Genomic DNA, 13,447 nt, shown 5'->3' on the forward strand with positions numbered 1-13,447 from the left:
CTCGCTGCAGTGGTATTTTTTATGGTTGAAGATCTTGGTACATACTTAAGAAAAACTACTACTGCTGTACCGAAAAAAAGCTGTTCGCTTCAAGGCAATTCCTTATTATCTGTGGGGCAACCGTGAGCCAGGAGAAATGAGTGGCTGCGCTATTAAATTCATAATATACCGAAAAATCCCTAGGGTCCCCTAGGGATTTTTCTTCAAGGAACCATAAGGAATGAAGGAGGGGGAACCTAAGAAGCCGGAGAGCCTGGTTTCTTTTTTATTAATCGTAAGTTAGTAAAGATAATCGTAACTTCTTCCACTTTCACACAATTTGAAAGCGTTTTAAAATAAACAACGACTACAGCAGAAAGGAGGAATTAGAGGAAAGAGCATAAAGAGCATATACCAATATCGTAAAGTGAGGTGCTAGGAATGAGGATGAAATTGAAATGGTTTGCCACTCTGCAAAGCTTGATTTTGTTCGCCGCTGTTGTGTTATCCTTTGGTGCACAGACGGCAAGCGCGGCAGCTAAGACGATTAACAATGATGTATTCTGGAAGGATACCTCAGGCAATCCCATCTACTCTCAAGGCGGCAATATTCTTAAAGTTGGCAGCACGTATTACTGGTACGGAGTCAAATATAACGGAGCGGTAACTTACTATAATAGTCCGTCTTCCAAAAACAGTGACACAAGCTTCGCTGCTGTGACCTGTTATTCCTCTACTGATCTTGCCAACTGGACGTTCTGCGGCAATGTGATTACCGGCGCGACCGATGGTTCGACCTGGGATGCGGACTGGCTGGGGCGTCTCGGGGTCGTGTACAACACGAATACGCAGAAATATGTACTGATCACGCAATATGCGGGTCCAGCCGGAAGTGGGATTGCCTTCGCGACAAGCAGCACGCCAACCGGAACCTTCACCTTTGATCATGTTCAAACCTCGATTACGAATGTAGTAAACAACATGTCAGGCGACCAGTCCACCTTCGTCGACGATGATGGGAAGGCTTATCTCATATACAGTAATGCCAGCGGAAGAAGCCATCTTTATGTTTCTGAGCTTCGGGCATCTGATTATTTGAACGTCGAACCCGCGACCAACGTATTCAATAGCAGCGCAGGCGGCCGTGAAGGGAATGCGATGTTCAAATATAATGGTCTGTACTACTTATGCTCATCCGACCTGCATGGATGGAATGCTTCGCATACTTACTGTGTCACTTCGACAAGCATTAAAGGCACATACGGAAGCGAGTTTGTCATGAACGGAACAGATGCGGATTTCTCGCATGTCTCGCAAACTTCCATGTTTATTAAAGTACAGGGCACCTCGCAGACTACGATTCTATTCGGCGGTGACCGTTGGAGCGACTTTGCCGGCAACGGAATTGGTTATAATCAATGGATGCCGATCTCGTTCAGCGGTACGACACCAACAATGAATTCTGTTAGCCAGTTTAATCTAGATGCTGCAACTGGAACCTGGAGTGTGGGCAGCGGCAACAACTATGCCATGAATCCAAGCTATGAGGCGGACAGGGTAGCCCAGATCAGTCTCGCGGGCTGGAGTACCTGGTTTAATACGGCAACAGATCCTAACTCTAATATTGAAGGCGGAGCCCATTCGGGAAGATGGTCGGGTAATCAATATGCAACAACCGCTTACAGTGCGAGCCGTTACCAAACGGTGACCGGTCTTCCGAACGGAACGTATACGCTGAAGGTATGGGTGAAGAGCAGCGGCGGGCAGACAACAGCCCAGATCTATGTCAAGAATTATGGGGGCTCCGAGCTGGATGCTGCAATTAATACGTCGCTCAGCAGCTGGACACAGATAACGATTCCCAATATTCAGGTGACTAACGGGCAAGCCCAGATTGGCCTGTATTCGGTTGCTAATGCCGGCAACTGGGTGAGGGTGGATGACTGGTCATTGATTAAGAACTAACTATTCTATGCGGGCAGCAAGCCACGGAGGATCTCCAAGGCTTGCTGTTTTTGCTATGCTGACAGAAAGCTGGAATAGCCTCAATAATTAAAGGTAATCGTAGCTTTTTCCTGTATGCATACCTTTATCTTCCTTCTATAATGAAGTGATGTACATCGCGATTCAGGAGGGATTCTCTTGAAGTTATTAATTATTGACGACGAGACTCGGACAAGAGAATTGTTAAGAAATTATATCCCATGGGACACGGTTGGTATAGATGAAGTAGAAACGGCGCGCAACGGACTTCAAGCACTCGAGATTGCCATGCAGAGGAAGCCCGATATTATTCTATGTGATATAAGAATGCCGAAGATGAGCGGCATCGAATTTGCCAGCCAGTACCGGGAGACTGATCCTGACTGTCCGATTATATTCCTCAGCGGCTTCTCCGATAAGGAGTACCTGAAATCGGCCATTCAACTGAAAGTATTTACGTATATTGAAAAGCCCGTTAACTTGAACGAAGTACGTGATGTGGTGGAGTCCGCCATTCGGCTCCGCAAGGAAGAGCAGAAGCGTAAGGAGGAAGAACGGAAGCTGCAGGAAGGGTATGACCACAGTCTGCCTTATCTGAGACAAGAAATGGTGCGCCGGCTTGTTTCTAATCCGCAGTCTCCTCATGTCATACCAGCGTTGCGCAGCCGAGAAACTTTCCTGCTTCCAGCAGAAGGCCCTTTTACGATAGTCGTCTCAAGCTTGTATTGGAGCCTCTACGATCTGCCTGAAGATCCAGGAGTGACGCAATTAAGAATACTTGAAGCCATTTCGGGTTGTAGTTGTTTTAATGAAATGAAAGCGCTTGCCGGATTTGACTCGATTAATCATCTGGTACTAATACTGCCTGGTGAATATGGCAGCAGCTACCGGAATGGCAGAGCAGCGATAGAGGGAATTTACTCGGAGCTTTGTGCCATTGCAGGACCAGCGATTGATCTTCGAATTGGAATCGGGCAGACGGTATTCTCTCATAAGGAAATTCCAGAATCGTACCGACAAGCCTCTCGTGCCTGTGCTTACCAATACTATAACAGCGGTTCTAAGCCGATCTTCTCTGATGCTCTTGATTATCACTCTCCTGTCGTGACGAATTGGGAAGAGGTGCGGCTGATGCGTGATCAGCTGCGTAAAGGTCATATAGACGAAGCCAAACGAATCGTGAGGGAATGGACTGCGTACGTGCGTAAGCAGAAGGATCTCGATATTTTGCGGCTGAAGGATACGTATTTTCAATTTCTCATTGCTATTATGGAAACGGCTGTCCAGCTGGGGCTGGCTGAGATTTCTAAAGATACGGAGCGTCGCTACATGTGGAAGGAGATTGACCGAATCCCAAGCCTGGAGGGGCTCGAGCTGTATGTACTGTCGTTTCTTGATGCGATGGCTGAGCCAAGTGAGGATGAGGCAGGAGCGGGAAGCGGTAAGATGAGGGAGATTATGCGTTATATCCATGCCCACTTTCACGAGAAAGGCTTTACGATCCGTGCGATAGCTGATCATGTTCAGCTAAGTGAAACGTATCTATGTGCTTATTTCAAGAGGCATAGCCGGCAGACGATTAAGGAGTATATTACGGATACAAGGATGAACAAGGCGAAGGAGCTGCTGAGTGATCAGAATGTAAAAATGATTGAAGTGGCGCTTCTGATCGGCATGACGGATGCTAATTACTTCACCACCTTTTTCAAGCGAAACGCAGGCTGCACTCCTTCCGAATTCAGGGAGCGTGCCGCCCGATGAGAAGAAGACTGAAACGGCCAATCTTCTTAAGCATTCGGTATAAACTTTTTGCGACTTATGTACTGGTCATTATGATCCCGTTTCTGCTGCTGTTGTTTATTCATATCAGCACCACGCAGCAAGAAAATAAAGAAGCGGCGGTCTATGCCTCACGCAAAATGCTGGATGAGACGAAGGCTTATCTCGAATATAAGTCTGAAGCGATTACGGAAGTGCTTAATTTTATCGCCTTTAACGAGCTTGTCCAGAAGGCAGTTGATGAGGATTCCAAGCCTTATGAGGACATAGACGTCTGGCATATGGCTTCGCTGCAGCTTTCAAGGCTCATTAATCAGTTCCGTTATAATGAAGATATAGATTCCATTCAGATCTATATGAGACAAGGTATAGCCGGCGCAACGGAAAATGTTGATTTCCTGGATATGAAGAAAGTGGAATCGGAAGCCTGGTATACCCGGTTCGCCTCTGTTAACGCCTTTGTCGCATGGCTGCCTTCCACTGCCATAACGCCCGGTGCTGACAGCCGGGAATTAACTGTCCTGCGTAAAATTCCGAATGAACATGATATTCAGCAATTTGACGGTATTGTCCGGGCCCGCGTAAAGCCCGCAGCGATGGAGTCTGTTCTTAACCATGCTATCTTGACTCCGAATGCGGCTGCGTTCTTGTTTAATGATGAAGGAGAGCTGCTTGGCAAATCCGACCGGTTCTCTTATTCGGATGAGCTTGTGAAGGAAGTAAGCGAGCTGTACCTCGATTCCGACGAAGTGGACAACTATTATAACAATAATTATCCGATCGAAGGAAGCCGGCATTTGCTTGGCGTGCAGGCTATTCCTCATACGGATATGAAAGTTGCACTTGTGGTGCCTTATACCGATATATTGCAATCCAGCGTCAAAGCGAGAAACCGGATTATATCGATCTTCCTAATCGTTGTGCCCTTTATGCTGCCTTTCTCCTTCTTCGTAGCTGCTTCGGCGACAAAGCGGATTCGAAGGCTGATTGTTCATGTGCGGAAGGTGAAGCATGGACATTTCCAGCTTGCTCCTCTGCCGGCGAATGATGATGAGATCGGTGAGCTGACCCATAACTTCAATACGATGGTTCAGAACATATCTGGTCTAATCGAAGAGAAGTCGTCGCTTGGGCGCGAGGTTAAAAATAAAGAATTGAAGGCGCTCCAGGCGCAGATCAACCCTCATTTTCTGTACAATACACTTGATCTGATCAATGCGATGGCGATTGAATCCAATGCGGGCGACATAAAGCGGGTCGTAGACGAGCTTGCTGTCTTCTACAAATTAAGCTTGTCGAACGGCAAGGAATATGTCTCGCTGGAGAGCGAGCTGAAGCATATTGAAGCGTATGTTCGAATCCAGAATATGCGCTTTGGTGACAGCGTCCGGTTAGAGTTTGAGGTTTCAAGAGATCTATATGACTGCCAGCTGCCCAAGATTCTGCTGCAGCCGCTTGTTGAGAATGCAATTCTGCACGGCATTATGGAGAAGGACAGTGAAGAAGGAGAGATCAGGATTGCAGCCTGGACCGATAAAGGCGATCTTCTGATTAAAGTGACTGATGATGGAGTAGGCATGTCTGCCGAGCAGCTTAGTACGATCCTGCTAGCCCCTTCAGCGGAGGGTGACAGGGGAGGTTATGGCGTCCGTAATATTGAAGAGCGGCTGCAGCTGTCATATGGTCTTCAATACGGCCTGAGGTTCGACAGCTCGGAGGGAGAAGGAACCAGCGTTTTGCTGCGGCTGCCCGAACGAAGGCTGGATGAACGGGGGAGAGCGCAATGAGACGGGGAATAAAAGGACGGTTATGGCTGGGTGCGGCTCTGCTGTCCGTGCTTCTCGTGCTTGGATTGACAGCCTGCACTGGTAATGGGGATGAACAAGAAGCAGCTAACCCAGGTCCCGGTCACGAGAAGGAAGTGAAGCTTGTAGGTTATCTGCTTGGAGAGGCACCGAAGGGCATGCAGCAAGTACTGCAGGCGATTAACGAGAAGCTGAAGAAAGATATCAATGCAAAGATTGAACTTAATTACATAGCGTGGAATGACGTCGCTTCGAAGTACCCGCTTGTTCTAGCAAGCGGCCAGGATGTTGATTTTATTTTTGCAGCGGACTGGAACTTCTATGTATCTGAGTCGACAAAGGGGGCGTTCTATCCGCTTAGTCAATCCTTGCTGGAGCAATACATGCCGAGACATATGGAGGCTATGGCGCCCGAAGCGCTCCGTGCAGCCGACGTAAATGGAACACCTTATATGATTCCGACCTCCTCTCCCGACCGTAAGGTGAATATTGCCTTATTCCGTAAGGATGTGATGGAGAAGGCAGGCATGACGCAAATTACAAAGTTCTCGGAGATTGAGCCGTACCTCGCTGAGATAAAGCGCAGTTATCCAGGCATGATTCCGCTCAACCTGGATTCCCAATATGATCTTCCAACCCCGTTTACTTATTTGCTGATGGAGAAATTCGCCTGGTTTAGTGCTCCATTCGATTCAGGTGATCCGCTTGCTCAAGGAATAACAGCGGATATGGAGGACCCGGAGGGTGTCATGTACAGCATGACAGAGGAGCCGATCCTGAGCTGGCAGAAGGAAGTCGCTTATATAATGAAGGACTGGTATGACAAGGGATATATGAATAAAAACCCGTATGCCAACAACATTCGTTCCAAGGACAATTTCTGCAACGGCAAATCGGGTATCGCATTCGGCAACTCCATCGATATGATGAATGTTTTTATGTCCTGCAAGGAGCAGGGAATTGATGTATATCCATTTCCGATGGTGTATCCGTCCGGGAAAGCCACGAAGGCAAGCTGGCTGAACAATGGTGTAGCGATATCCGCTTCCTCCAAAAATCCGGAGCGGGCCATGGAGGCTCTTGACCTGCTTATGGAGGATCCCTCCTATGCGTATCTGGCTTATTATGGCATCGAAGGGGTCAACTATACCATTACACCCGACGATAAGATTGGCTTGCCTGAAGGAGTTACGTCCGAGTCCAATACATATCCTCCTGATGCTGCCGGCTTCTGGTTTGTGAATAAGGACCTCTTTAAACCGGTTGCCAATTGGACGGATTCCTATAAGGCTTTGCAGGAGCGGGTTCAGCCGCTGCTCGAGCCGACCCCTTTACTTGGATTCCTGTTTAATTCTGATCAGGTGAAGTCGGAGATTGCCAATCTGAAAAGTGTATCCACACAATATGCGCAGCCGATCTATATCGGGGCGGTTGATAATGTGGAGGCTGCTTTTGATACGTTGGTTCAGCATATGAAGAAGGCTGGAATTGCTAAGGTTAAGGCAGAAGTACAGAAGCAAGCGGCTGATTATCTTGCAAATCAATAATTAGATCGAGGAAGCCTGCCTTGGCGGTAATGCCGGGTGGGCTTTTTTTATTTTTATAAGTGCCGGCAGATGTGATTTTCAAAGATGATCGTAAGTTTACCCCGTGTGAGGCGGAAGGCACTTTCGGTAACATTGAAGCAGATAGAGATTGCTGGAGAGAATGCTATGGAGGTTGCCTACATGAAGGATATTCGAAAAAATTGGCTGTTGTATCTGATGTTTGTACCCGTTGCTGTTTATTATGTTGTATTCGCTTATATTCCGATGGGCGGTATTGTTATGGCGTTCGAATCCTATTCCAGGCAGGGCGGCATGTTCTTAAGTGAATGGGTTGGATTGGATAACTTTCATTACTTTTTCGCTTCGGGAAAGGCTTGGCTTGTGACTCGCAATACGATGGTGTATAACGTTATATTCCTGGGCTGCTACACCGTGTTCTCCATCGTTGCTGCCGTTTTCTTATCCGAGATCCGCGGCAAGTCGTTCAAGAAGCTAAGTCAGACGCTGATGTTTCTCCCTTATTTTATTTCCTGGGTAACGGTATCGGCTTTCGTCTACAACTTCCTTAATTACGAGTATGGCATTGTTAATAAGGTTCTACATTTTCTAGATATTCAGGCACTCGATATTTATTCCAACACGAGCTATTGGTACTTCCTGCTGCCGTTCCTGTATGTGTGGAAATGGGTAGGCTACGGAAGCATTCTATATTTGGCGGCCATAGTAGGCATTGATCAGGAAATATATGAAGCAGCCACTATTGACGGAGCCAGTCGGTTCCAGCGCATTATGCAGATTACACTGCCTCTGCTAAAGCCAACGATGGTCATTCTGATTCTGCTAGGACTAGGCCGGATTATGAGAGGTGAGTTCGATATGTTCTATCAGTTAATCGGCAATAACGGACTGTTAATGGATGCCACAGATATTATCGACACGCTTGCCTTCCGCTCTTTGATGGGTTCTGCAGACTTCGGTATGGCGTCCTCGGTTGGTCTGTACCAATCCGTTCTGACACTGATCATTATCCTGACAGCCAATTGGTTTGTCCGCAGATATGACAAGGAACAAGCCTTGTTCTAAAATCTGCAGCCTTCAATCAACTTAAGTGAGAAAGCAGGGTGTTAACATGAGCAGTCAAGCTTCCACCGGAAAGCTGAATTCCGCTCCTATCTTTACAACGATTTCTTATACGGTCGTCTCCATTATCGCGGTGATCTGCCTGCTGCCCTTTGTTGTTCTGCTGGCCGGCGCATTCTCTTCGGAAAGCTCTGTGCTGAGTGATGGTTATTGGTTCTGGCCCCACGATCTATCACTCGAAGCTTTTCGGTATATTTTCCGCTATCCCGGAGATGTTCTTTCCGCCTATAAGGTTTCCGTTATCGTGACTGTTGTTGGTACGGTTCTATCGCTCTTCATCTCGACGATGGCGGCGTACGTCCTCGGGAGAAAGGAGCTTGCGCATCGCAATAAGCTGGCGTTCTTTCTTTTCTTCACAACGCTGTTTAATGGCGGTCTTGCACCCTATTATATCTGGCTTAGCCGTAACCTTCATCTGACCAATACGTATGCCGTACTCATTCTGGGGCCGATGTTCAATGTGATGTACATTCTGATTCTCCGAAGCTTTATCAAAAGCTCCGTTCCTGAACCGCTTATTGAATCCGCGAGGATTGATGGAGCAGGGGAGATGAGGATTTTCCTGCAGATGATTCTTCCGCTTAGTAAGCCGGCTCTTGCCTCTATCGGAGTGTTTACTGCCTTGGCTTACTGGAATGACTGGTGGACCGCCATGATGTTCACCACTAAGGATTCTATGATTCCGCTGCAATATTTGCTGTATAAGATGCTGTCCTCCATTAACCTTTCATCTGCTATGGCACAGCATGTGACAAGCCTGGATGCTCCAAAGGAGACATTCAAGCTGGCGATGACTGTCATCGCAACAGGCCCTATTTTGCTGGTCTTCCCGTTCGCTCAGAAATATTTCGTAAGTGGTGTCACGATTGGTGCTGTAAAAGGTTGATATAGATTCCGGTCAGATCTCGGAGTTTATATAGATGATGTCATTGCTCGACCACTATAAGGGGAGGGATTCACTTGAAAAGAAAAACAAAAAGCCTATTCAATATGCTGGCATTGATTGCAATGATTGCACTTCTTATCACTGCCTGCAGCAGCAACAACAATAACAGTAATACAGCAGCATCCTCAAATGCCTCTACGGAGCCTTCGGCTTCACCGTCTGCTGACAGCATGGAGCCGGCAGCCACAGATAACGGTAATGACCACTCGGAAGAGATTAAGCTTGTTGGTTATTTACTTGGCGAAGCACCAAAGGGCATGCCGGATGTGATGACGGCACTTAATGAGAAGCTGAAGAAGGACATTAACGCAACCCTTGAAATTAACTATATTGGATGGGGAGACATCGCTTCCAAATATCCTCTTATTCTAGCGTCCGGTGAAGATGTCGACTTCGTCTTCACGGCTGACTGGAACTTCTATGTGCCTGAGGCGAACAAGGGCTCTTTCAAAGAGCTGACACAGGATATGTTCCAGAAATACATGCCGAAGTATACGGCTAAACAAGATCCAGCTGCTTATAAAGCGGCACAAGTAAATGGCAAGCAGTACATGATTCCAACGACAACGCCAGACCGCAAAGTAAACGTCATTGTCCTTCGCAAAGACGTGATGGAGAAGGCTGGTTTAACTAATCCGACCAAGATCTCGGAACTTGAGCCTTACTTCGCTGAGGTCAAAAAAGATTATCCAAACATGATTCCGCTTAATCTGGATTCCCAGTATGACTTACCTACGCCATTCGGGGCTTTGGTATCAGAGAAGTTCGCTTACGCTGGTGCTCCGATTGATTCCGGTGACCCTTCCGGTGTCGGCAACTATACGGATCAGGAAGACCCAACCGGTAAAATTCTAAGCATTACGGATGAGCCTGTTCAAGGTGCGTTCAAATACGCAGCTGGCATTATGAAGCAGTGGTATGATGCAGGGTATGTTAACAAGAATCCGTATTCCAACAAGATCCGCTCGAAAGATAACTTCTGCGATGGCAAATCAGGTGTAGCGTTTGGTAACTCGATTGATATTCAAGCGACACTGTCGTCCTGCCAAGACAAGAATATCGAGACTTACATTATGCCGGTTCTGTCACCAACAGGTCATGCACCGTCCAACAGCTGGCTGAACAACGGTATTGCAATCGCTGCTAACTCCAAACATCCGGAGCGGGCGATGGAAGCACTTGATCTGATCATGGAAGATCCTGCTTACGTATTTAACGCTTACTACGGTATCGAGGGTAAAAACTATGTAATTACAGCCGATGATAAGCTGGCTCTGCCTGACGGTGTGACTGCTGAAACCAACACATATCCGCCTGATGCGGCAGGCTTCTGGTTCGTTGATAAGGATAACTTCAAGCCAAGCGTTAGCTGGACGGACTCCTACATTGAATTAAATAACAAGATTAAAGATTTCCTGCAGCCAGTTACTTATCTTGGTTTTACCTTCAACACGGATAACGTGAAGACCGAAATCGCGAACTTGAAGAACGTATCGACGCAGTACTTTATGCCGCTTGCTATTGGAGCTGTTAAGGATGTCGATAAACAGTTTGATTCGCTGAATGCCAAGATGAAAGCTGCTGGTATTGCTAAAGTGAAGAGCGAGCTTGAGACACAGGCATCTGCGTTCCTTGCAGCTAAGGGCTGATACAAGTAATTCGAAATCGTTTAGACTGTCGAGAAAGTCTAAGGACGCGTAAGCGTCCTTTTTTATGTGTTACTCACGATGTCAGGAGTAACGGCTCGCGAATATAGGCACATGTACCATAAATCGTCATATAGTAGTAAGGCACCAAGTTATTAGGCGCTTTCATGGTGCAATTTGGTGAAAAATGGGGTGGAATTATGCAAAACAATAGTATTGCGTATTTCTCGGCGGAGTTCGGACTTGATGAATCCTTACCGATCTACTCAGGTGGCCTTGGCATATTGGCTGGCGACCATATCAAGGCGGCAGCAGACTTGAATATTCCGCTTACGGGCGTAGGCATATTTTATGGAAAAGGATACTTCCAGCAACGTATTGACGAAGGTGGTTCACAACAGCATTTGTACCCCGAAGTGGACCTCGAGGCGAGTGTCTATCCGGTTCAACTCGTGCGGGATGACAATGGTCGGCCGATCATTATAGAGGTTCCGCTCCAGGGCAGGAAGGTATATGCGAAAGCATGGTCCGTGAAGGTGGGCTCGGTCACCTTGTACCTGCTTAATACCGATGTTGAAACGAACAGTGATGCGGACCGCCGCTTGACTGACACGTTATATCCCAATGTACAAGATATCCGTATAAGCCAGGAGATCCTCCTCGGCATCGGTGGTACTAGACTGCTTGCTGCGCTTGGCATCCAGCCAGAGGTCTGGCATATGAACGAAGGACACTGTGCATTCCTAACACTCGAACGAATCCGCATGCTTTCCGCTGAAGGTTTGTCTTTCGAGACAGCACTCGAAGCCGTCAAGGCAAGCACCGTCTTTACGACGCATACACCGGTTCCAGCCGGGCATGACGTTTTCTCCATCGACATGATGGACCGTTTTTTCGGCGACTATTATTGGCAGCTCGGAACTGACAGGGATCGAGTATTGTCACTTGGCAGCATGAACGGCGTGTTCAACATGACGCGCCTTGCCGTCAGCACCTCATCGAAAGTGAACGGGGTGAGCAAACTGCATGGTGAGGTTACCCGGGAAATGTTCCATCGGTGGATGCCGCATATTCCAGTACGGGACATTCCCGTCGATTCGGTCACAAACGGCATCCATACCGGGACATGGCTAGGCGCTGACTTAAAAGAGCTGTTCGATCGGTATCTCCCGTCCGACTGGACCTTGCAGACAGCGGAGCCGGAAGTATGGGCTGCTGTTCGGGATATTCCGGGCATCGAGCTGTGGGAGGAGCATCAGCGGGCTAAGCTCAAGATGCTTCAGGCTTTTGGTCTTCCGCTCCCCCCGTCTGATAGAATGCCGTTAATCATTGGTTTTGCCAGACGATTTGCGACGTATAAGCGGGCATTGCTTATCTTCAGTGACCCGGAGCGGATCGCGCGCATCCTGGGTAATCCAGACCGCCCGGTGGTCCTCGTTTTCGCAGGCAAGGCGCATCCCGCAGACGGACCCGGGCAGGACCTGATTCGTCAAATTGTGGAGCTGTCTCAGGATAATAGGTTTAAAGACCGCGTCTATATGATAGAGAATTATGCTATGGATAAGGCAAAGCTGCTTGTTCAAGGTGTTGATGTATGGCTTAATACGCCATTGAAGCCAATGGAGGCCAGCGGTACAAGTGGGCAAAAGGCTGCCCTGAATGGTGTGCTTAACTGCAGCGTGCTGGACGGGTGGTGGGTGGAAGGCTACAACGGAAGAAACGGCTGGGCCATCGAAAGTATGAATGATGGCAACACCGAGCTCCAGGCGAAGCAGGATACCGAAGCGCTTTATCGGCTGCTTGAGGAAGAGATTATTCCGCTGTTCTTCAAGCGGGAGGATCAGAAGGTCCCGATGGAATGGATCAACCTAATGAAGGAATCGATCTGCTCGCTCGCACCTGTCTACAACACTCACAGAATGGTTACCGACTATTGGAACAAGATGTACGTACCAACGAGTGCAAGAGGAAAGCGGTTCGCTGCGGATAATCTCGAGGTTGCATCAAGGGTTGCGGCTTACAAGCATTTTATCCGTGACAACTGGTCAAGTGTCCAAGTCAGGAAAGTGGATATTATTGAAGACAATAGCTGCAGAATCGGAATGAACAAGAAGGCTTTCCGGGCTGAGATTGGGCTTGGCGCCATATGGCACAAGGACGTCCGCGTGGAGGCGGTTGGCTCCGATGGTCATCGTGGTATCTGGAAGGTGACACTAAAGGCGATAAAGCAGCAGACTAAGGGACTCTATGTTTACGAGGGCACTTCTTCAGACATCCCAGTAGACAACATCTGGAAGGCCGACGTAAACGTGCGGGTTACACCAATCAGTCCTGATTTCGCTAACGATTTCGAGCTGGAGCTGGCCGCTTGGGGCTGATCAAGGGAAATACCAAGCCGCTTGATAACATGGAGGCTGGAACTGAAGAGTGGAGAGCGAGGAGACTGCCGTGATGGAAGTCTTCCTTCTGTCTGAGCAAAGATACGGCAGGGTTGAAAAGCCTTTTTCTACTTCTTATGCTCTTTGCAAACCACTCCAATTATAAATTGGATGGTATAAGATTCTGTGTAATTGGCTGGTTACATTCGTTCACCTCCAATTTATGATTAATAGTAATAAAGTC

At 47.8% G+C, this 13,447-nt stretch carries 9 protein-coding genes; all 9 read left to right on the plus strand.

Annotated features, from left to right (window positions below; all coding sequences use genetic code 11):
* Positions 1-64 precede the first annotated feature (64 nt).
* The 9 genes from AB4Y93_RS15490 to glgP all read left to right on the plus strand — a co-directional run bounded on the left by AB4Y93_RS15490 (position 65) and on the right by glgP (position 13,203).
* The gene (locus AB4Y93_RS15490; RefSeq protein ID WP_441893931.1) at positions 65-193 is read left to right on the plus strand and encodes a hypothetical protein; all 129 of its coding nucleotides are present in this window, start codon (positions 65-67) and stop codon (positions 191-193) included.
* A 227-nt stretch (positions 194-420) separates the two neighbouring features.
* Complete coding sequence (locus AB4Y93_RS15495) at positions 421-1,944, plus strand: family 43 glycosylhydrolase (RefSeq protein ID WP_441893419.1); 1,524 nt, start codon at positions 421-423, stop codon at positions 1,942-1,944.
* Between the two features lie 177 nt (positions 1,945-2,121).
* Entirely contained in the window at positions 2,122-3,723 is a 1,602-nt protein-coding gene (locus AB4Y93_RS15500; protein ID WP_441893421.1) for a response regulator, read from the plus strand.
* A complete protein-coding gene (locus tag AB4Y93_RS15505; protein WP_441893423.1) occupies positions 3,720-5,528 on the plus strand; it encodes a cache domain-containing sensor histidine kinase in 1,809 nt (602 codons plus the stop codon). Before AB4Y93_RS15500 ends, AB4Y93_RS15505 begins: the two co-directional genes overlap by 4 nt.
* A complete protein-coding gene (locus AB4Y93_RS15510; protein ID WP_441893425.1) occupies positions 5,525-7,093 on the plus strand; it encodes an extracellular solute-binding protein in 1,569 nt (522 codons plus the stop codon). Before AB4Y93_RS15505 ends, AB4Y93_RS15510 begins: the two co-directional genes overlap by 4 nt.
* Before the next feature lie 180 nt (positions 7,094-7,273).
* Complete coding sequence (locus AB4Y93_RS15515) at positions 7,274-8,176, plus strand: ABC transporter permease (protein ID WP_441893427.1); 903 nt, start codon at positions 7,274-7,276, stop codon at positions 8,174-8,176.
* Positions 8,177-8,222: 46 nt separating this feature from the next.
* A complete protein-coding gene (locus tag AB4Y93_RS15520) occupies positions 8,223-9,119 on the plus strand; it encodes a carbohydrate ABC transporter permease (protein WP_441893429.1) in 897 nt (298 codons plus the stop codon).
* A gap of 74 nt (positions 9,120-9,193) precedes the next feature.
* The gene (locus AB4Y93_RS15525) at positions 9,194-10,828 is read left to right on the plus strand and encodes a DUF3502 domain-containing protein (RefSeq protein ID WP_441893431.1); all 1,635 of its coding nucleotides are present in this window, start codon (positions 9,194-9,196) and stop codon (positions 10,826-10,828) included.
* 197 nt (positions 10,829-11,025) lie between these two features.
* Positions 11,026-13,203: an alpha-glucan family phosphorylase gene (gene glgP / locus AB4Y93_RS15530; protein ID WP_441893433.1), complete on the plus strand. Its 2,178-nt coding sequence runs from the start codon at positions 11,026-11,028 to the stop codon at positions 13,201-13,203.
* The last annotated feature ends 244 nt before the right edge of the window (positions 13,204-13,447 follow it).

The sequence above is a fragment of the Paenibacillus sp. YAF4_2 genome (assembly GCF_052113225.1).
Lineage (GTDB): Bacteria > Bacillota > Bacilli > Paenibacillales > Paenibacillaceae > Pristimantibacillus.

Excerpts from the sequence above, each read along its gene's own strand:
- AB4Y93_RS15495 (WP_441893419.1), top strand. The coding sequence starts at position 421 with ATGAGGATGAAATTGAAATGGTTTGCCACTCTGCAAAGCTTGATTTTG.
- AB4Y93_RS15510 (WP_441893425.1), top strand. The coding sequence starts at position 5,525 with ATGAGACGGGGAATAAAAGGACGGTTATGGCTGGGTGCGGCTCTGCTG.
- glgP (WP_441893433.1), top strand. The coding sequence starts at position 11,026 with ATGCAAAACAATAGTATTGCGTATTTCTCGGCGGAGTTCGGACTTGAT.
- AB4Y93_RS15515 (WP_441893427.1), top strand. The coding sequence starts at position 7,274 with ATGAAGGATATTCGAAAAAATTGGCTGTTGTATCTGATGTTTGTACCC.
- AB4Y93_RS15520 (WP_441893429.1), top strand. The coding sequence starts at position 8,223 with ATGAGCAGTCAAGCTTCCACCGGAAAGCTGAATTCCGCTCCTATCTTT.
- AB4Y93_RS15505 (WP_441893423.1), top strand. The coding sequence starts at position 3,720 with ATGAGAAGAAGACTGAAACGGCCAATCTTCTTAAGCATTCGGTATAAA.